19 protein-coding genes and 2 pseudogenes are annotated in these 19,230 nt (G+C 49.7%); 17 read left to right on the forward strand and 4 right to left on the reverse strand.

Annotation, left to right across the window (positions count from 1 at the left end; genetic code table 11):
- Positions 1–5 precede the first annotated feature (5 nt).
- From MMB48_RS02615 to MMB48_RS02655, 9 genes are all read left to right on the forward strand, one after another.
- Positions 6–551, forward strand: coding sequence for a hypothetical protein (locus MMB48_RS02615; RefSeq protein WP_012576897.1), 546 nt, complete (start codon positions 6–8; stop codon positions 549–551).
- A complete protein-coding gene (locus tag MMB48_RS02620; RefSeq protein ID WP_032743796.1) occupies positions 535–1,476 on the forward strand; it encodes an ABC transporter ATP-binding protein in 942 nt (313 codons plus the stop codon). Before MMB48_RS02615 ends, MMB48_RS02620 begins: the two co-directional genes overlap by 17 nt.
- Positions 1,473–2,261, forward strand: coding sequence for a hypothetical protein (locus tag MMB48_RS02625; RefSeq protein WP_012576899.1), 789 nt, complete (start codon positions 1,473–1,475; stop codon positions 2,259–2,261). The genes MMB48_RS02620 and MMB48_RS02625 overlap by 4 nt, the downstream gene beginning before the upstream one ends.
- A 781-nt stretch (positions 2,262–3,042) precedes the next feature.
- Complete coding sequence (locus tag MMB48_RS02630; protein ID WP_032743795.1) at positions 3,043–3,654, forward strand: site-specific integrase; 612 nt, start codon at positions 3,043–3,045, stop codon at positions 3,652–3,654.
- A gap of 16 nt (positions 3,655–3,670) precedes the next feature.
- Complete coding sequence (locus MMB48_RS02635) at positions 3,671–3,958, forward strand: flavodoxin domain-containing protein (RefSeq protein ID WP_136527159.1); 288 nt, start codon at positions 3,671–3,673, stop codon at positions 3,956–3,958.
- Complete coding sequence (locus MMB48_RS02640) at positions 3,936–5,165, forward strand: MFS transporter (protein ID WP_230581196.1); 1,230 nt, start codon at positions 3,936–3,938, stop codon at positions 5,163–5,165. The genes MMB48_RS02635 and MMB48_RS02640 overlap by 23 nt, the downstream gene beginning before the upstream one ends.
- Positions 5,166–5,170: 5 nt before the next feature.
- Positions 5,171–6,373 carry an ATP-grasp domain-containing protein gene (locus tag MMB48_RS02645; RefSeq protein WP_012576908.1) on the forward strand — a complete coding sequence of 401 codons (1,203 nt, stop codon included), beginning with the start codon at positions 5,171–5,173 and terminating at the stop codon, positions 6,371–6,373.
- 14 nt (positions 6,374–6,387) lie between these two features.
- Positions 6,388–7,617: an ATP-grasp domain-containing protein gene (locus MMB48_RS02650; RefSeq protein ID WP_230581195.1), complete on the forward strand. Its 1,230-nt coding sequence runs from the start codon at positions 6,388–6,390 to the stop codon at positions 7,615–7,617.
- 481 nt (positions 7,618–8,098) lie between these two features.
- Positions 8,099–9,364: a tyrosine-type recombinase/integrase gene (locus tag MMB48_RS02655; RefSeq protein WP_080714712.1), complete on the forward strand. Its 1,266-nt coding sequence runs from the start codon at positions 8,099–8,101 to the stop codon at positions 9,362–9,364.
- Between the two features lie 412 nt (positions 9,365–9,776).
- Here MMB48_RS02655 and MMB48_RS02660 read toward each other — a convergent pair whose 3' ends face one another.
- On the reverse strand, positions 9,777–10,475 hold the full coding sequence (locus MMB48_RS02660; protein ID WP_234884549.1) for a histidine kinase: 699 nt from the start codon (positions 10,473–10,475) through the stop codon (positions 9,777–9,779).
- A 458-nt stretch (positions 10,476–10,933) separates the two neighbouring features.
- Positions 10,934–11,596 (reverse strand): response regulator transcription factor, encoded by a 663-nt coding sequence (locus MMB48_RS02665; protein WP_032743791.1) that lies wholly within the window; start codon positions 11,594–11,596, stop codon positions 10,934–10,936.
- Positions 11,597–12,170: 574 nt separating this feature from the next.
- Between MMB48_RS02665 and MMB48_RS02670 the strand changes: the two genes are divergently transcribed.
- Positions 12,171–12,815: a hypothetical protein gene (locus MMB48_RS02670; RefSeq protein ID WP_176338717.1), complete on the forward strand. Its 645-nt coding sequence runs from the start codon at positions 12,171–12,173 to the stop codon at positions 12,813–12,815.
- Between the two features lie 21 nt (positions 12,816–12,836).
- Here the strand turns inward: MMB48_RS02670 and MMB48_RS02675 are convergent, their stop codons facing one another.
- Positions 12,837–13,271 carry a hypothetical protein gene (locus tag MMB48_RS02675; RefSeq protein WP_032743790.1) on the reverse strand — a complete coding sequence of 145 codons (435 nt, stop codon included), beginning with the start codon at positions 13,269–13,271 and terminating at the stop codon, positions 12,837–12,839.
- Positions 13,271–13,790: pseudogene (locus MMB48_RS02680) on the reverse strand (hypothetical protein). The gene MMB48_RS02675 and the pseudogene MMB48_RS02680 overlap by 1 nt, the downstream one beginning before the upstream one ends.
- A 381-nt stretch (positions 13,791–14,171) precedes the next feature.
- On the opposite strand from MMB48_RS02680, the gene MMB48_RS02685 reads away from it, so the two are divergent.
- The 7 genes and pseudogenes from MMB48_RS02685 (at position 14,172) to MMB48_RS02715 (ending at position 19,225) form a co-directional block, all read left to right on the forward strand.
- Entirely contained in the window at positions 14,172–14,873 is a 702-nt protein-coding gene (locus tag MMB48_RS02685; protein WP_050496224.1) for a YiiX/YebB-like N1pC/P60 family cysteine hydrolase, read from the forward strand.
- A 66-nt stretch (positions 14,874–14,939) separates the two neighbouring features.
- Positions 14,940–16,064, forward strand: a complete 1,125-nt coding sequence (locus MMB48_RS02690; RefSeq protein WP_080714711.1) for a hypothetical protein — start codon at positions 14,940–14,942, stop codon at positions 16,062–16,064.
- Between the two features lie 17 nt (positions 16,065–16,081).
- Positions 16,082–16,480, forward strand: a pseudogene (locus tag MMB48_RS02695) (IS30 family transposase); the annotation flags it as partial.
- Between the two features lie 139 nt (positions 16,481–16,619).
- On the forward strand, positions 16,620–17,276 hold the full coding sequence (locus MMB48_RS02700) for an ATP-binding cassette domain-containing protein (protein ID WP_032743788.1): 657 nt from the start codon (positions 16,620–16,622) through the stop codon (positions 17,274–17,276).
- 2 nt (positions 17,277–17,278) lie between these two features.
- A complete protein-coding gene (locus MMB48_RS02705) occupies positions 17,279–18,007 on the forward strand; it encodes a hypothetical protein (RefSeq protein ID WP_012576926.1) in 729 nt (242 codons plus the stop codon).
- Positions 18,004–18,630, forward strand: coding sequence for a cytochrome c oxidase subunit IV (locus MMB48_RS02710; protein ID WP_012576927.1), 627 nt, complete (start codon positions 18,004–18,006; stop codon positions 18,628–18,630). The genes MMB48_RS02705 and MMB48_RS02710 overlap by 4 nt, the downstream gene beginning before the upstream one ends.
- An 85-nt stretch (positions 18,631–18,715) precedes the next feature.
- Positions 18,716–19,225 carry a lantibiotic dehydratase gene (locus MMB48_RS02715; protein ID WP_217906305.1) on the forward strand — a complete coding sequence of 170 codons (510 nt, stop codon included), beginning with the start codon at positions 18,716–18,718 and terminating at the stop codon, positions 19,223–19,225.
- Positions 19,226–19,230 lie beyond the last annotated feature (5 nt).

Raw genomic sequence — 19,230 nt, forward strand, 5'->3', positions numbered from 1 at the left:
GCATCATGATTCGCCTTTCGGTCTGGTTTGAGTCCTTGAAGTGGCGTATTTCCAACGGGCGTCGCCATACTTTGAACTGGTGGTATCTGGTATTGGCCGGCGTGCTGATCGTGTGGCTTGGTGTGGCAGAGGCCGTGGCGTTGCCTGCGTATGGCAGGTACGCGCATGAGGTGTTCTCGAATTTGCTGGCCGGGGTGCCGTCCACGCCGCCCGCGGTCGTGCAGGTGACGGTGTTCCAATGGTCGTGTTCGGCGGTCTGGCTGGTGTTGGCGTATCGGCAGTGGGCTCGCCGCCAGTTCAAATGGATGATTGTGTTGATGGTGTGCAGCCTGCTGTATATGCCATTTGTGGTTTATCTGATGCATGAGGTGGTGGATCAGCGCAGAGGAGTCGTTCGGTTGGAGGAAAAGCCTCCGGAACCGAGTATTGTCGCTGACGATGAAATGATCGGAGATGAGCTAGGACAGATAGATTCCAGTATCGCGGCATCAGTAAACGCCGGCGATCCGGTATCTCATCGCGGCAAGACTCGCCATGGACGCCACTGTTGAGGTTCGCGGCCTGGTCAAGCGGTATGCGTCCGGGCCGACGATAGGCCCGATCGATTTCGAGGCGCAGCCGGGTCAGGTGGTGGCGGTGGCCGGGTCGAATGGTGCGGGAAAGTCCACCACGCTGCGCATGACGCTTGGCCTGTCCGCTCCCAGCCGGGGACATGCGCTGGTCATGGGCCGCCCGTACGGGCAGTTGGAGCGACCGGGTCTGCAGGTGGGCGTGTTTCTGGGCGGCCGGTTGGGCGATGAGTCGATGACGGGCCGTGAGTATCTGACGTTCATGGCCGGCATGATGGAATTGCCCAACGTGCGCCGCCGCGTGCGCCGCGTGCTGCGCGACTGCGGTTTGGAGCGTTGGCCGAAGACACGGATCAAGGGGTATTCCACGGGTATGCGGCAACGGCTGGGCGTGGCCGGCGCGATCATCGCCGACGCGCCGGTTCTCGTGTTGGACGAGCCGTTCAACGGATTGGACATCGCCGGCAGACTCTGGCTGCACGACTCGATGCGCCAATGGTCCGCCGCCGGCAAGACCGTCATCCTCGCGGCCCATGAGATCGACGAACTGCAACGCATCGCCACCCACGTACTGATCATCATGCACGGCAGACAGATGGCCTATGGGCCGCTCGAACAGGTCATCGCCGACAACGGCGGCAAGTCCGGGACCGTGTTCCGGTTCACGCCCGATGTGGATGAGACTCGAAAGGCCATGGTCATCGGCGAATTGGCCATAACCGGAGCCGATCTTCACCTCTCGGATGACGGCTCCTATCTGGCACGACAGACGGACGAGGCCGCCGTGTTCGCCATTGCGGCGAGGCATGACGCCACACTGGTCCGTCTGGACCATGCCGAGCCGACATTACGTGACGTGATGACCGGCATGATCCGGCAAACCCCGGAAAAGGAACGCGCATCATGAACAGGACGGGACGATGCCTACGACGTTTGATGCTGCTCATGCGCTACGCGGTCTGCCGGCCGGCACCGCTGACTGCTTGGCTTGGTCTGCCGGTGGCGTTCATCGCGTTCTCCGCACTGACCAGCGCCTCCGTGCGGCTCATGTTCTCCGCCGATTCCAAGCTCGACGGCCTGGCCACGCTTGCGGGCATGGGGCCGAGCATCGCCGGAGCCGTCATGCCCATGACCGAGCCCGTGGCGATCGTCGCCGCGCTGCTCACCATCCGCATCCTGACCAACACGGCCACCGCCGTGCCGTTGTTTCTGGTCGAGCCGAAACGGACGCGACTGTTCCTGGCCCTGTGCGCCGACATCGCCATCATCGGCACCACCGTGACGGCAGCCGGCGCGCTTGCCGCGACCGGGGTCTCCCGTCTCATCCTCAATCCCGTCGTGCCCGAACAGGCATGGCCCGCGCCGCTGTCCACGGCATTGCTGCTGTGCCTGCCCGTGGCGTTGATACTCGCCGGACGAATGTTGGTCGCCGCCGCGTTATGCGTGACCCTCGACTCGGCGGGCAAAGGCGCGGCCGCCTACATAGCCCTGTATTATCTCCTGCCCATCGTCGTGACCAATCTGCAGGCACCCCAAACGTTGCACGAATGGCTGCCCTCCATAGCCGGCACCGCCATACTGGAACCCAAACCAGGCATCAGCCCGATGCTCAGCGGCGCGATTGCCCTCGCGTATGCCATGACCGCAATCGGCATCGCCTGCATCGCCCAAAAGCAGAGAGATATCAGATGATCAATCTTTGTGGAATTTGTCGAGAAGCTATTGTAAGCAGCCGCGGTGGCTGCTTCCCGTCAGTGGGAATAACGTAGCATCGTCGATGCACAGTGACGTGCTCGGTAAACATATTGATGTCATTGATACAGGAACTTCAATAATGTCATGATTGGAATCATTACATCCAGAGCTTCCTGTGGCTCGTAATCGATAGCGCAGGAGCCGGCCCCCATGATGCACAGGGAATCCGGCTCCTACTTCCATTTCCTCCTCAGAGGCTGGCTTATCTCATAATATATCGTTCACCAGCAACCAGTGATATCTGATTCGTTTCGGGAAGAGTCAACTTGTGCGAAGATCCACGGTCCGAAAATCCAAGGAGGCGACCATCAGGCTGAAATCCAGCGGACCGTTCCCTGCGTTCTGACGCTTTCATCGCTCCATGCGACCGGATCACTCATTGGCTTTCACCTCCGTTATGTCTCTTCTTCTGCGGGACGAGTTCAGCGATTCCCGGTCGAACGGCGGTAGCACGGTGTAAGTGTTCACCTTGGAGAACCCTGTCTCCGTTCCTGACGAACCGGGCAAGCACACTGTTGCGCTCTTCGTTGCCGCGTGGAAGCTGCACGAAGGATTTGTCAATCGGCACGAATGACCGTTTCGAGCGGGCAAGAAGTGCCTCTACGGTCTCACGCCAGTCAATCTGATTATCATCCATATGCCTTTCGCATGAACATCATTGCCATTGCCCGCAATGCTACCATGCAAGCCGAAGAGAGCGAATGTTTCATTATCGCAGATGACATACACTACAGCGGGTTTGCGATGCGGGGAATTGTGCGGACTGCAGGTTGGGGATATCGATCTTAAGTCGAGAACGCTGCGTGTCAGGCATTCCGTCAATCGAGGGCGAACAGATCGTGGTCACGTGCGAATCGCCGATACCAAGACGCGTTCCAGCATACGCAGTGTGCTCATTCCGGACGGGCTCATCCCCGTGATTGGTGATCATCTGCGTCAGCACTGTGACTGGACTGATCCCGATGCCATGGTGTTCCCGCCAAGACGGGTGAAGATTATGAGTCAAACAACGCTGGAAGGTCAGTTCCGCAAAGCCAGAGAAAAAGCGGGAAGACCTGATCTAACCTTTAAATCGTTGCGTGCCAGCCATGCGACACTGCTGATGCTCAGGGGCGGCACGTTGCGTGAAGTTATGGACGAGCTGGGGCACTCCAGCGAGAAGGTCGCCATCAAGCACTACCAGCGCATCGTCGATCAGCACCGGAGTCAAGTTGTCAACCAACTCGTAGATGAATTCATACATAGCCAGTATGAGTCAACTATAGATGACAAAAAACTAGTAAACAGAATGAGAAGAAAACCAAAGTGCAATAATACAGACACTCGATAGAGGTGAGGTGAGAAGAATGAGTTCTGATTGGGTCGATGCGAATGACTTCTATGAATGGTTGGAACATGAAAAACTTTCTTCATTGACTTTTGGTGTATGTGGTTCAGGAGATACATTTTATGAGGATTTCTGTACCGCAGTCGATAATTTCGACTCAAGGCTAGAGAATACCGGAGCCATACGAGGAGCCGACCCCGTAAAAGTTGAGTTGTACCCAGAAGCTGAAGACGAGCAGAGATTGGGTAATTTTGTTTTGTCGATTTTAAACACAAAAAAAGGACATGATGAAAATCAAAATGTTTAAAGGCAATAAATCTGTCATATTATTTATATTTGGAACATTTATTTCAAATATAGGTAATGGAATGTTCTCGCTAATCGTGGGGCAGATGCTATATGCTGCTACAGGATCTGTCGGAGCTTTTGGCCTGATACTGATTATTCAGAATTTATCATCGCTTTTGTTGAATATAATAGCGGGATATGTCGCTGATTTGATTGATGCAAAGAAAGTCTCTGTTTACATTAATCTAATTCAAGGTGTGATTCTTTTAGGAGGTGTATTTTCATGTTTAATGTTCGCAAAAAATATTGTAATAATACTTATGGTAATAAATACTATATTAAGTATTTGCAGCCCCTTTTTCAGAGCTGCTAACTTTAAGTTGATCCCTGAAGTTGAACGCCATAATATAACTCTGCTTTCATTTAATGGAATTCGGAGTTCGGCAAACCAAAGTGGACAGCTAATTGGTGTTGCGCTTGCGGCACCTTTGCTTTTGACAAACAATCCAGTTTATGCTTTAGGAATTAATTCTGGCTGTTTTCTCATAACTAGTTTTATGATGAACAGAATTATTTTAGTGAGAAGTTCTGATTCTATCAATACAACAAACGATAAAAATGTGTTGAGATCGATGTATCTTGCGTGGTTTTCCATGATAAAAAATATTTTGGAAAACAAAAAACTTACATTACTGATCGTTTTCTCTATTTTTGATTATATATCGGTTAGCTTTGTAAATCTTATCGAACCAAAGTTTGCAACTGAAGTATTGGCGAATAGTGCTTACATATCGATATTGGATGGAGGCTTTGCCCTGGGGGCGATCTCTTCATTTCTATTAGTGGAGAGAGTATTAAACCGATGGTCCTTCAGCGGGGTCGCTCCGCTGTTGATGCTCCTTCAAGCAATATGTTATTGCATCCTAGGTTCTTTCCCATCTCCATTTTTTTCGTCTTTAGTAATGTTTCTAATCGGTTTGATTAATGGATCAAGTATTGCTGTTTTTCAGACGGAATTGCAAAAGACTGCAGAAAACACGGTGCATGGAAAACTATCAAGTTTGCGAGATATTTTTGTTGCATTTTCAACTTTAGTATTTATACCTATATTTACACATATAGTTGATAACAGCATATTCGTTGGCATTGATGTATTTGTTGGTGTATTGGCCATTATGTCATTGCTTTTATATTTTTCTCGTTTTGCCGGTGCTAATAAGGATTGAAGATCATGATGAATTTTTTAATGATTGGAGAAAGCGCTGTTATAGCAAAATGCATTTCTGAATCAGATCCTGATTCTGTTATATATATTCTGCATCAAAAAGACAGTGTGGATAATACCGTAATTGATATTTCAAATGATATACATTTCTTCCAATATGGGAATAGAGAAGAATTGGATTCTATCATTTGTTTATTGGTGCAAACTGTAAAATTTGATGCAGTTATTCCGTGTTTTGAAAATTCAGTTGAGGATGCAAACTATTGTGCGAAGAAACTATGCGTGCCGCGTATTGGCGATATCGGCGCACATATTTTTAGAAATAAACTTGAGCTAAGGAATTTTTGTAAGAAATATGATATTCCTCAGCCTGATTACATATTTGCGTCAAGTAGAGTAGATGTAAAAAAGTTTTATGCAAATCGTCAGCAATCATCAGTAGTGATCAAGCCTAGAACACTTTCTGCTAGCGAAGGTGTTGTACGTATTAATCAGGCATCAGAGATCGATGAGAAGTGGGAATTCTGCGAGTCTATAGCAAGTCTACATAATGAGAAGGATGGTCTACTCGTTGAAGAATTTATCCCTGGTGCCGAGTATTCCTGTGAATATATTGTAGATGATAAACAAATAGTTTTTCGAAATATAACAAAGAAATTCAAATACGAAAATGGTTTTTTTGTTGAATCTGGACATCAAGTTCCAGGAATAATTAGTGAAAAAGCAAAGGTGAATATATATCATTTTATGGATCTGCTTGTAAAAAAGGCAAAGATAGAAACTGCTGCATTACATGCTGAATGGATTATCTCTTCTGATGACAATCCTTTTTTGGTTGAATGTGCGGGTCGACGTCCTGGTGACAGGATTGTAGATCTCATATCCATAAGCTATGAAATGAATTTTTTATGGATGTATTGCATGCTATTATGCGGTTTGCATCCTGTTTTTCCTTCAATAAGTTCACGCTTTTCTCAACAGAATTACTTCGATTTTCAGCCGGGCATTGTTACTGGTTTCAGTCATCCTGAAGCATTAAAAGGATTCCAACATGAATTAACCTGTTCAATAGGCGACTATTTAAGTGAAATATCTGATAGCAGCAAACGACGAGGTTATATCATAATTGATGATATAGATTATTTTTCGCTTGAACGTCAGATGAATTGTGTACTTAGTTTATTTCATATAAACACATCTAAGGAGTGAACATGCATGTATGCATGATTAATCGTGTGCCCTGGGTTCGCGCCTCTGTAACTTCGTGGCTTGAGCACTCAGAAATGGAAGACACAGATGTAGTTTTAATTTCTCGATACGATATACCAGACTCTGAAAAAAGAGGATTGAGCAAATTTGTTTACTTCGAATCTTATGATGATGATTTAGCGCTTGAACAACTTGTGATAGAGCTGCATGGCGAAAGACTTTTTGACAGAATCATTGCCTTGTCAGAGCTGGACATTCTGAGGGCCGCTAAGCTAAGAAGCTTGCTCGATATTCCTGGTCAATCTTATTTCAGCGCATTTCTCTATCGAGATAAAATTGCTATGAAAGAATGGGCGAGTCTTGCGGGAATCTCGGTGCCTTCGTTCACGGTTGCTTTTGATCAAGAAGATATTTATTCTTTCGTGGCGAGACATGGATTCCCTATCATAATAAAGCCGAAGAATGAATATGGATCTAAGAATGTTTCACTCATTTCAGATAAGGGTGAGCTTCAATCCTTTTGCCGAGTTTTAGATTTTAATGATGGACTAGATGTCGAGTCTTTCATTCAGGGAAATCTTTACCATGTAGATGGAATAATATCCAATGGACGGCTTGTGTTCACATCAGTATCGATGTATTTGAACTCCTCTGGAAAAAGTACAACTTTGTTTAACGAGGATATTAAACCTCAATTTCCATTGAGCACAGTTGCAGATCTACAGATATCTCCATTTTCTACTCCTTTTAAGGTTCTGACAAATGAAACGCGCAAATTGCTTGCGGACCCAAAGTTTGATAATGGATCTATTCATGCAGAATGGATCCTTGATGAATCAATGAAACCTTATTTCATAGAAATAGCAAGTCGTACTGGTGGTTTGCTCATAAGCGATGCCATACAGCGAAAATATGGTTTTATAATGAACGAAGAGTCTTTTCGCGTACAGCTTGGTTTACCGTTCTGTGCATCATGTGTTACGGATAAATTGTATGGTTACTTGTCGATTCTGCCAAAAAGAGGCAGAATCGACAAGTATGATATTAATACAATTGCTAATAATTCTAACGTAATATCATTTTCTACTTCATATAAAAGTGGAGATTATATCGATGCTCAATCTGAATCTACTGATAATATTGGACTTCTTTTATTTGAAATAGATCAACGAAAGACATTATTGGAACAAGTAGAATATTGGACTCTTTTTTTGAATTCTAAAATTCATGTTTTAAGTGACTAAGTCTTCTGCTCCTGCTCGCTCATCCTGAAAGTTGTTTAGAATTGTGAACGAGATGAGTGCTTGAACCGCCATTGAGTATGGTCGATTGCGGATATGTATATAGTTTCCTCTTGTTTCACGGATTATATCATGTAGAAATATCATATTCCTTACAATCTTACCTTAGCGCACCAAGGATTTTTTTAGTTCAGAAAGGTGCGCTAAGGTTTTTTGTTGCTGCTTCGGGAACAGTCAAGATCGTCCGTGTTTATAATGGGTTGATTTCAGTATTCATCTTAGAGCAGCAAGTCATTGATTTGATGTCTAATTTATCTTCTCCCTGATATATGTGCATGATTTTCTAGTGAGATTCTATACCCGTCGTGCAGTCATCATTAAGATGACAACAATTCAGCAAAAATGCTGGTTATCAGGAATTCTTGGTTTCAATCTCTCACAAGAGGCATATATTCAGTGCACCTCTTTGATTTACGGAGATGTTATGCACCAGAACAGGTATTCCCAGAAAAAGCAATCGCGTAAAGCTCGCAGTAAGTGGGGAACGGTTATAGCTCGATACAGCAAAGATGGTGAAATCGTGGCTTGGCAGGTTCGCTATCCTCATCCTACGGAATCAGGGAAACGTGTTCAAAGACAGTTCAAACCTTGGCAAGAGTTGGAAGCTCGAAAATGGCTTGAGGAAGAAAAATACTTGGTTGATCTTCAACATAAGGGAATTCTCACTTGGACTCATCCGACACTGAGAAAAAGAGAAGCAATGCAAGAAGATGACAAGACGAAGCGAGATAAAGTCAAATTCTGCGATTATGTGAATTGGTGGGAAAAGAATTATCGACTACCGAACGGCGAAGATGTAGCAGGAGGAACTAGGCGCAACCTTCATGTGGATATAGGACATTTTATGCCTTTTTTCGAGAACTTGCTTCTCACTGAGATTACGCCAATGATAATCAAAGAATGGTATGATGCTCCTCACTGCGAGGGACCCTGGGCATTTCGTCGTTCTTGCATGAGGTTGAAAGCGGTACTGGAATCTGCGACAAAGGCCGGATTAGACGGATCTGCGTCATTGCTGCAATTCAATCCTTTTATATTCCATATTCCTCCAGCCCCTCGATCATCTCGAATTGATATTCCTCCAGTTACGCCGCATGAGCTTCGGATTTTAGCCGAGTCAATGCCGACGTACACGCGGTTATCGGTATTTCTTTCCACTTTAGTGGGAGGTTTGCGATGCGGTGAGCTATGCGGTCTTCAAATTAGAGATATTGACCTGGACAAACAAACGCTGCACGTGCGGCATTCAGTGAACCGAGGTAAAACAGATAGAGGTACGGTCCAATACGGCAAGACTAAAACAGAATCTAGTGTGAGGAACGTGCATATACCGGATGCGATTATGCCGATGCTGCGACAGCATTTATGCGACTATTGCGATATATCTACTCCTGACTCTCCGGTATTTGTTCCTAAACGATCGAAGATAATGTCGCAGACCACGTTAGAACGCCAGTTTGCTAAAGCGCGAATAAAGGCGAATCGACCCGATCTGACTTTTCAGGGATTGCGTGCGAGTCATGCGACTCTATTGATGTTACAAGGGGGAACTCTGCGTGAAGTTATGAATGAACTGGGGCATGTCAGCGAAAAAGTTGCTGTTAGATATTATCAGTTGACGGTTGCTGAGCATCAAAGTCATATTGTAGATACTTTGGCACGAGATTTTATATTTGAAAGCAGCAGGTAAAATAGACTTTATAAAGAAATTGTATTAGACGATCCGTCTACGTTTCAGAGAGAGTTTATCTAATGCACGACGCCTGACGGTAATCAAGCCGTATGCGGAGACATTGGTGTCAAGTAATTGTTTCCGCAAGATGCGGCTACCGAGAAGTGTAAGCATGTTGTCTTTCGATGTCATACGAAAGTTGACATCGAAAGATTGATTTGAGATGCAACTACCGTATTTATGGCATACTTCACCGGAGTAAGAAAGTGGTGGATATGAATATTATTGCTGCACTAATGATTTTCTCTCTGACGGCTTCGGGGAGTCCAATGGAATCTGTCAATTATGCAGTTCCATATGCATCTAATGCGTCAGAGCCTTCTTTGATGTTGAATCAACATTGCCCGCCATTTCTGCTATGGCTTTGCCGTCACTGATTTGTGCGTACTGGTATTGACGCATGGAACTGCCATGTTCCATCTTCGGATGAGGTTTTCACGGCTCCTCCCTCGGACTGAATTCGTTCGGTGTGCAGTCTCAGCCCGTTGTTCGAAGCCGGCTTGTCTGGAAGCAGTGTGCTATCTGAGATTTCGTTGACCTGATCGATAATCATCGCTCCGTCTTTATAGGTGATGCGAATGAAATACTCGCTGTTCGGCGATGTATGAACGGCAATGTTTGTATACAATTCAGGCAGCAGTGAGGATATTTCAATCAGGCAACGGGAATCCGCGTGGTTCAGGGACCGAACTGACAGTTCGGTTTTGCCGGAGAATCCGAGTCTCATTAACGATTCGTCGCCACTGTTGATGATTGATTGTATTTTCGCGGCGGCTGTCGTGCTGTCTCCGGTCTGATGGGGAATTTCCTCGCCTTGCATCAGATTGATGGCTGTTCTAACGTCTTTAAGAGTGTCCATTATTTTCCCGTGCAGTTCGCTGATTTCACGTTCCGTAAATTCATATTCGTTCTGGATCATCTTGTCGTCCAGCAGCATTGCGGCATAGGTCAGGTTCGCGGCGACCGAATCATGGATATGGATGGCGGCCTCGTTTTCCTTGCGTAGCGTGTCCAAACGTTGCCGTAGCTGATTGCGTTCCAGTCTGTTTGTTTCGGCCTGATGCTTCATGTTCCTCCATCCGAGGGCTCGTCCAATGTAATAAGCGAAGAACATGATGAATAGCAATGTGAAAGATTCCCGAAATGGTGTCCCTGCTTCGTTGAAGCTCCACATGCGTGCGACCGAGACGATCAGCGGGTACATAAACCCAATCGGTGACTTAATCGATAATCCTATATACGCCAACGAAAGCCAAGTGCCCCAGAGCAGGGTGGGTCCTCCGTCATCGGGTATGAAGCAGCATATGATAAACGATGCTAGTGCCAGGTTGCTCCCTAATAGTGGTCGGCTCGGAAGCATCATTACCGCGATCATATGGATGATACAGAATACCAGCGTCCATATTGTATTGGGGGGCAATATCATAGTTTCCGCCATAGTGAGTGCGACGCTAACTATGGAAAGTAGGTATCCGATGTACGTGGGATGGTTGAGCACAAAGGAAACAAGAGGAGATTTCCGAATCCTCATGATTCCCTCTCTTTGAGCCAACATATCACCGCTTGAGTTCGATTTTTAACGTCCATTTTTTCGGTCACGCGTTTGATGTAGGTCTTGACAGTTGATTCGCCTATGCCCAAGTAATCGCCTATCTCCTGGGAGGTGTATCCACGTGCGCACAGACTCATGACCTCCGTTTCCCTTCTGGTGAGGTTTTTGTGATACTGACCAGCGTCTTCGGGCGAAAGCTTGGAGTACGCTTCCTGAGCAGTCTCGGAAGATTCATATTGAGTGCCGGGCTGTTGCCCGTTCGCAAGCCGATATGATGCCCGGCATATATCTCTCATCTGGACTTTGGGAATCAGGCAATTGGCCCCATTGGACAGTGCATCAGCATAGTAACGCTCAGGAGAGAAGGCAGTCACCCCTATGAGTGCGATTTTGGGGGTCCGGGAACGGATCCTTCGACACACTTCGAATCCACTCATGCCTTCTAGTGACATATCCACTATTAGTACGTCGGGCTGTGTCTTGTCGAAGAGACTTTTGCTGACGGCCTCCTCACCTGTGAATGCGGTCCAGCATATGTCCGCTGACGGGAGGAGATGCCCAATCAGTAGTCTCATCATACCGATGGCAAGTTTGTCATTGTCTACAATTGCGATTCTGATTCTTTTTCCTGAGTACATTGCCTTGCCGTGTGGACCCGATAACGAATTTATTTGAATAATTTGGTGCCATACAGTGGCATGCAAATTACTTGTGCAGAGACAATATTTGCAGTATCGCCCCGTGTCTAGATTAAAATTACTCACCTCAGTTCTAGGTTCTAAAGAATGTCATATGATAACACAAAGTATCTGTGTCTCATGCATGAGACACAGATAGAGTTGCTATCACTCCTTACTCTCGAGCATCTGATTATAGCAAAGCTGCAACATTGGAATGTCCATATTGTTTCATGCGACGGTTTTGTCATCTAAAGAGGACAGTGCGTCATTCATGTCGATTCAGAAGAGAATGCTTCCGGGCAAAGCCCGTTCGACATACTCTCCTTCATCGGCGTGGGAACGCAGCCTTAGGCCATGCGCTGCGCGCATGACGGTGTTGTCTGGCCGCTCGCATGCTCGCGGCGGGTGGGCCGCGTGGAATCTGACGAGGGGTTTGCGGCCACCACCAGCATGCCATGCGCTCCGTCTTCGCTTCCTGCGCCGTGTCCCGTGCCGCTCCGCCTGCGCGCATGGCAGGCGGGTGGTGTCCGAAATGGAAACCACACGGAAAGGACCGATGGACATGAACGACATGGTGGACACCCGCACTACGGGAACAGGATTGGCGGAGCGCGTATGCGGCGGGTTCCGTAAGGACCGGCGGGAGCTTGGCCCCGAGAAGGCGGCCGACAAGTGGTTCGCGCCCCTGATGGACAGGTGGAACGGCCTGCTGTCGCGCGACGGGGGCGGTTTCTCCCATGAGGAGCGCGTCACGCTGGCGGTGCTGGCGACCGAGTACCTGAGCATGCGGGACGCGCTGATACTCGCCGCGTTGCGCGAAATGGGCGGCGGCGAACTGCACATGCTGTACGCCCGGCCGCATTCGATGGAGTCGGCGGCCGTGGTCACGTGCGAACTGTCACGGGCGTTCAAGGACGCCGACTGTCAGCCGGACATGCGGCGCTGGGGGCGGGCGACGGCGTTGCTGGAATCGGTGACGGCCGACGCGCCGGACGGGTACGAGGCACAGCCGATGGCGGCGTGCGCGTACCTGATGTGGATGGCCGACCGTTCGACCGTGGCCGCGGTGCGCGCGCTCAAGGCCTTGGCCTTGGACGATGACTGTTCGCTGGCGACCCTCGTGCTCGCGGCCGGCGAGCACGGCATCCGCCCCGCATGGGCGGGACGACGACGCTGAGCGTCGGGCGTCCCCGCGGATTCACCCGGCCGGGGCGAACGGCCGGCGAGACGCCGGCGCACATTGCGGTTGAAGTCCCCGCGCAATCCATCCAACGCATCGCCCTGCAGGGGCATGGCGATGCTGCGCGTCACCTCCTCGGGATCCAGCATGCGCGTGGCGACCGTGATCCGCACGCCCATGTTCTTGCCCGCCGAGTTCCAGGAAACGGCCCCACCGGTCCACGACGTCCAGCTGCTGGTCCTGGGTCGCGACCTGATAGTTGATGTCGCTGATCCGCAGCGACACGTTCCACCGGTCGCCGCCCAGATACGCGATCCCGTTGGACAGCATCGAATCATAGCCAATCAGTTCCTTCGACGAACGAGGAATGCGACGGTTCTTCGACCGGCTTGTCCCGGTCATCTTCCCATGCCGCAATCCACTGCTTTTGATCGTCTTATCGTTTTTTGACATCAGACATGGCGACGCACGTTCCTTCCCCCTGACCCGACTGTGGCTCTTCTCCTTCAACGACGGTTTGCCGGGAAACCTCGCGGGAACATAGGACTCAAGCAGGTAGACCCTCGGACCGAAACGCTGGCGCAGCATGTATCCCAGATACCGTTCAGGCTTCAGCCCCTTCGGACGCCACCAGCCCCACAACGCGAACGGCAGGCACACCGCGTTCGCCGACGTGCGCGCATGCGACTTGAAGAACCCCACGCCGATCGGCTTGGTGTCCTCATGCACCAGGAACGCGAACGGCAACGACTGGAACGCCGTCAACGCATACAATTCGATGAACCGCACATACAGCACCACCGTGAACACCACCGACGTCAAAGGCTTGACCGCCACATCATGCACGTTCACCGCCAGCTGGTAGAGGGCGGGATTCCATGTCTCCGGCGCCTGGGACAGCAATCCGGCCGTGACCGAGCCGGCGCCAACGCCGCCGATCATGTTGAGCATGGCTACGATGAAGTCCTCCACATGTGACGGCACCCCACACCAGCCACAGGCCGCCGCCGATAGTGGCGAACCTGACGAACAACTGAAGCACCTGATTCAACAAATCCACGACGGCCTCCTCTGACGACGATCAAGGAGCCCGACAGGCAACGGCCTCCGTTGACACTCATCGTCAGGGAAAACCGGCGGAATAGCGGCGGACAACCATGTCGATCACTGCAGAGACAGCAGACAGGCTGTCATCTAAAGATGACAATTGAGCGGGAACAGGAACCGCTCAACCTGAGAACTGCAATACTGAGAATGTACGTTTGCGGAAGGTGCTTCTTTCCGTACTATATCCCGCGTCGAAGCGGGTGGTCCTATCTATCGTCATTTCCTAATGAACGCTAAGGACTAACTATGAAAACCCTCAAAGCGACACTCGCCGTATTTCTGAGCTTGTCAATTTTTATTGCGACTCCGGGAATCGCATTCGCTGCCAACACTTCTCCACATCCCGATATTCCTACCGATTCTCGATATGCGAAAGCGTATCAGGAAGATCAGGAAACGATTGCTGAAATCAATCGCAACCTACCACAGCTTCTTGCTGAAGGTCAAGAAGCTGCACAACACGATGCAAAAGCTGGGGAGCCAGTTCTGCTTGCTAACAGTCTTGGAACGTATGGAGACATCCTAGTAAGCACTCTTATAGATTCCGGCAGCGTGGCGTTTACCGGGCATGCCGCAATAGTCTCATCGTCCAGCTCGACGACTATCGAATCCTACGCCCAAAACTGGAGCCCGATCAACAAGGACGGCGTCCAAAAGTATAGCAACAACTGGGGCTCTAAAAGTGGTGCCTTTCTAGTGCGACCCTACGGCGCATCCTCTGCTCAGTTTTCCAGTGCGGCAGGATATGCAGCCAGTCAAGTTGGAAAAGGCTATAACTGGAATTTCTTCGACAAAAACAGAACCGACAAGTTCTATTGCAGTCAGCTGGTATGGAGAGCCTGGCTCAATGCCGGAATTAACACGGAAACGGGTTCTGTCCCTAACGGTGTCATAGCGCCTGCAGACCTTGTAAATTCCTCGAATACCTACGTGGTAAGAAGAGTGTAACTTAGAATACTCCTGCCCTCATTTCCTATATGAGAGCAGGAGTCACTATATACGATGAGGTGAAAAATGAGAAACGGAAAACGTGCCACACTAGTAGTGACGACGACCCTTTTAATTATAGCACTTCTAGCTATGTGCCTATTACTGCGTTTCCTATTTAACGGACGATATAAGAAATCCAATCTTCCTGCGGCTTATGAAATTATTTACTCGGATATGTTTTCGTCAAATAAAGGCGGAATGATTACAATTGATGATCAAGGGGGAATTATTGGCAGCAAGCCCCTAGATGACTTGCAAGATGCGTTTAAGTACTCATATGAAGATGGCGTGTTCGTTGCGGGGGGACATCGTCATAATACACATTTGATTGTAGGGAAAAACAGCGAATCAAAACTTGTTCATCTTCTTTCGGATTCCAATTACTCCGGAGTTATGTCCATTGAACCTCATAACGGAGGAATTGCTGCAGTAATGAATGGCAACGACTCTCCTGAGCATGATTCCTATCTCAATTTATTGGTCGTCGAAGATTCTCATGGCAAAGTTTTGGAGAAGCGTGTACTTAAAATTTATACTGAAGATCAAGTCTCCACAGATGAGGATATGTTTATCGTCGGTCACGAACTTACGCTGAGTTCTAATCGATATCAGGGTAATATAATCAGATATAACTTCTCGACAAAGAATATTGACGAGAATGTCACAGATGACAATTTACTTTATAATCAAACAGTCCTGTGGGGTGGCCGACTTCTAGCTGTTGGAACCGATCTTAATGGATCACCAAAACAGATAGATGTATTTGATGCCAATACCTTAGGCAGAGTAGCAAGTATGCGAGTGGAATCAAACTTTCAATCTCTTCTTTCTGTAGGAGAAAGGCCGTGGATTATTAGTTCTACCCAAGCATGCCAAATTTCTGATGGCTCATACGATATCGATCATTCTGAATGTCTTGATATTCCAGTCATAAAGGACACTCAATATGTCGCACAAGCTATTGCTTCTCGAGATAAAGCTCTTATTCTTGTAAGGGATAAAACTATGTCAGAGGCGAAGGGAATCAAAACCATCGGAAGCATTCTCGCAATAGATACCAAAACAGGAGATAGCGTCATCACGCCTGTCCGTATTCCTTCAAGCAAAAGCGCTGACAGTATTCTCTTTCTGCCGTATTCTTCTCGATGAACAATGCATGTGTGGCAGTGGAGCGCAGGAGCCGCAGGCTGTTCGCCCGGCTCGTCGACGACAAGAGCGCGTCCGCCACGGCCAGGGCCGAGTACGAGATATTCAAGGGCATGCCGCCGGCCGCGCGCGTCGACCGCACGTGGGACAACGGCACGGAGGCGTCCCTGCACGTGCTGGTGGACGAGGCGCTGGGCATGCTCACGTACTTCGCCGACCCGTACGGTTCCTGGCAGCGTGGCAGCAACGAGAACAGGAACGGCAGGATCCGCCGCTACCTGCCCAAGGGAACCAGTTTCGAGGATCTCACGCAGGACGAGCTCGACGCGATCGTCGGGGAGATCAACGACACCCCCATGAAGCTCCTCGGCTACAAAACGCCCAACGAGGTATGGGACGAGGAGATGGCCAAGCTATAATCAAAACAAGCCGACCCGAAACCAGCCGTTGCACTTACAAGTTGAATCCGGGGAAGCAAGCATTAGCAACGTCGTCGTAGCATCGTGCGTTCCTAGAGGCAAGCCTTGTCTCTAGGAACGCCTTTTTGGAAGGTGGATCATGCCAGTTATATTGGCGACCAATCTCTCGATTGGGTACAAGAATTCCCCGATTGTCAGTGACATCAACTTGCGGTTGAATACGGGTAGGATCGTCTGTCTGCTCGGGGCGAACGGCGCGGGTAAGACCACGTTGATGAAGACGCTGCTCGGGCGGATCAGGCCCGTGAGCGGGGAGGTCACATACACCGGGACGAACATCAACGAGATGTCCGCGGCGATAGACCATCCCAGTTTCTTTCCCTACCTGTCTGGTAGGGAGAACGTCGAGGTGGTCTCCGCGTTCTGGGGTCTGGACGTGGACCCGGAGACGGCGTTGAACAATGTGGGCATCAACCACGCGGCGCATGGACGGAAGGCGAAGGACTATTCGACGGGTATGAAGGAGCGTCTGGAGCTGTGTCTCGCCCTTGTGCCGCATCCGAGGTTTCTGTTCCTCGATGAGCCGCAGAACGGATTGGATCCCGATGGCATAGCCTCCTTGTCCGAAACGCTTCGCGCCTATCGGGACAGGGGGAACTGCGTCGTCATCTCCACGCATCTGCTTCATGAGATTCAGGGAGTCCCGGATGAATGCATCGTGATTCGACATGGCCGGGCCGCGCAATTCACGGATCTGACCGGGGTAAACCTCGCGGACCTGTATCAGGGGAGGTAAAGGTGAGTGCCGTTTCTCCTGTTCGCGCGTTGGTCGCCTATTACTGGAACGTATGGTATTTTCTCGCCGCGGTGTTCGGAGCCGTGGCGTCCCTTCTGCTGGGTTCGTGGATTTCAGGCGCGGCGAACGGAACCCCGATAGCTGGAGGATACAGCTTCTTCTTCACCGGCACCCAGCCGGTGATTTGTCTTGCGCTGCTCTTTGTGTGCGATGCCAGGGTTGCGAAGGCGCACTATGGAGGTTTGCCCCGCCACGTGTATTCCGCATGGAAGCCGTGCTCGCTCAGAACCATATTCCGGGCTTTGATTCTGGCCGCTGTGAACCTGCTGAGCGTATTATGCTTCGACGTCATCATGGTTCTGATGGGTACCGGGATGCATCCGAATCTGGCCGTCGTCCTGTGCTTCGTCGTGCTGCAAAGCCTTTTGACTGCCCTGATCTATTCGATCGTCGAGATTGCCGTCAATCCCGAAGTCGCCGGGATCGTCTCGGCCATCCTTTGCTATGTATGGGTTCTTCTGCCGGGCGACTTGTCCGACTATGCGACGCCCTACGTCGCGAACGCCCTACGGGTCGTCGGGTTGAATCTGAACGGCACCGTGATGTCGCCGGCGGAAACGGCGAGCCGATCGTCTGTCGGCCCTGTGGTGGTGGTCGTCCCGATTGTGGTGCTCCTGGTTGTCTATGTTTTGTTGAGCTGGTTCCGTCGCGAAGGAGTGGACAGGAAATGAAGTCCCTATTGCGTATTGAGCGCGTGGCATTGATCCGTTGGTCGATGCTCGCCTTTGTGGCCGTGCTGCTGCTTCCGCTGTTCTTTTTGCGTTACGGGAGCATGGGCGCGGTGGCGCAGTCGGCGATGGTGATGGCACTTCCCATAACCACGGCCGGCCTTGTTTTCTCCCATGCGAGGGTGCCCCGCTCATATCGTTCCTTCAGCATCCACGATCGGCTCCTGCTTCGCTTTACCTTGAAGTCACTATTGCTTGGTGTCGCGGTCAGCATCTGCCTGACTCTGCTGTACGGATTTGCCGTCGGATTTATCGTCAATAAGAGACCGCTCTCGTTGCATGTCGCTTTGATGTTTGCGTTCACCGCTGTCGTTCTTTCCCTTGCATGCTTCGTCCTGCGACTCTGGGCCAGTCCTGTTGTCGCTTGGAGCATTGTCGGCTTCTTCATCGTCGCCGGCCTTCCGGTCAGCTCCGGCATGTTCGAGGGCTCGCCGATTCTGCATGCCGTTATACCGACCACATGGATGCTAAGCGGGGCGCGATTTGCCGGTTATGTGATTCCGGTCGGTGTAGTTGTTGCCATGGCAAGTGCATGGCTGCTGCTTAAGGCGGTGAAACGTGTCTAGATATACTCTGCTCGGATCTCCATACGTGAGGATTGCAGCGCTTCCCGTCGACAAGTTTCCTAAGAAAGGCAGTTCCGCGTTATCGGTGTTCGCGGACACCGTCATATCCGAACCCGGTATTCGTGCAGTTCTAGAAAACTCTGCTCCATCATTTTACGCTGCTGTCACAAAAAATCTTGCAGAAGATTCGAAGACTGAGCGAACAAAGGTTTTGAAGGTAGCTCGAAGCGCGCTAAAATACTTATCGCGCCTTACAACTAGAGCGACTCCTTTTTCGACTTTTGCAACCGTTGGAGTGCTTGAGAATGTTGTATCAAATCCCGATGGTCTTGAGTTAGAAGTAGGACAGCGACGTATTCTCGAGCGGATAGCCGTAGGGATTGATGACATTGAAAAGACCTTCACATTTAACCCATCCGCTTATCTTCTTGGTGAACGGCTTTACATTCCATCACCATCAAAGAGCCAAGAGACGATTTCTGTTCGTTACAGCGAAGCCGTACAAGCTGTAAAACAAGTAACAGAAGGTCGCCTAATTGGTCTTGAACAACTTAGCTCAACACTCGCAACCAAATTCGGACCTCTGAGGGCCTAAGTGCT

The organism is Bifidobacterium sp. FKU (assembly GCF_026016385.1).
Taxonomy (GTDB): Bacteria; Actinomycetota; Actinomycetes; order Actinomycetales; family Bifidobacteriaceae; genus Bifidobacterium; species Bifidobacterium infantis.

Coding starts and splice junctions, on each gene's coding strand:
- MMB48_RS02665 (WP_032743791.1), bottom strand. CDS start 11,596: ATGTACTCAGGAAAAAGAATCAGAATCGCAATTGTAGACAATGACAAA.
- MMB48_RS02710 (WP_012576927.1), top strand. CDS start 18,004: ATGAAGTCCCTATTGCGTATTGAGCGCGTGGCATTGATCCGTTGGTCG.
- MMB48_RS02700 (WP_032743788.1), top strand. CDS start 16,620: ATGCCAGTTATATTGGCGACCAATCTCTCGATTGGGTACAAGAATTCC.
- MMB48_RS02615 (WP_012576897.1), top strand. CDS start 6: ATGATTCGCCTTTCGGTCTGGTTTGAGTCCTTGAAGTGGCGTATTTCC.
- MMB48_RS02625 (WP_012576899.1), top strand. CDS start 1,473: ATGAACAGGACGGGACGATGCCTACGACGTTTGATGCTGCTCATGCGC.
- MMB48_RS02690 (WP_080714711.1), top strand. CDS start 14,940: ATGAGAAACGGAAAACGTGCCACACTAGTAGTGACGACGACCCTTTTA.
- MMB48_RS02685 (WP_050496224.1), top strand. CDS start 14,172: ATGAAAACCCTCAAAGCGACACTCGCCGTATTTCTGAGCTTGTCAATT.
- MMB48_RS02645 (WP_012576908.1), top strand. CDS start 5,171: ATGATGAATTTTTTAATGATTGGAGAAAGCGCTGTTATAGCAAAATGC.
- MMB48_RS02670 (WP_176338717.1), top strand. CDS start 12,171: ATGGAAACCACACGGAAAGGACCGATGGACATGAACGACATGGTGGAC.
- MMB48_RS02635 (WP_136527159.1), top strand. CDS start 3,671: ATGAGTTCTGATTGGGTCGATGCGAATGACTTCTATGAATGGTTGGAA.
- MMB48_RS02650 (WP_230581195.1), top strand. CDS start 6,388: ATGATTAATCGTGTGCCCTGGGTTCGCGCCTCTGTAACTTCGTGGCTT.
- MMB48_RS02620 (WP_032743796.1), top strand. CDS start 535: ATGGACGCCACTGTTGAGGTTCGCGGCCTGGTCAAGCGGTATGCGTCC.
- MMB48_RS02655 (WP_080714712.1), top strand. CDS start 8,099: ATGCACCAGAACAGGTATTCCCAGAAAAAGCAATCGCGTAAAGCTCGC.
- MMB48_RS02675 (WP_032743790.1), bottom strand. CDS start 13,271: ATGTCAAAAAACGATAAGACGATCAAAAGCAGTGGATTGCGGCATGGG.
- MMB48_RS02640 (WP_230581196.1), top strand. CDS start 3,936: ATGATGAAAATCAAAATGTTTAAAGGCAATAAATCTGTCATATTATTT.
- MMB48_RS02660 (WP_234884549.1), bottom strand. CDS start 10,475: ATGAAGCATCAGGCCGAAACAAACAGACTGGAACGCAATCAGCTACGG.
- MMB48_RS02630 (WP_032743795.1), top strand. CDS start 3,043: ATGACATACACTACAGCGGGTTTGCGATGCGGGGAATTGTGCGGACTG.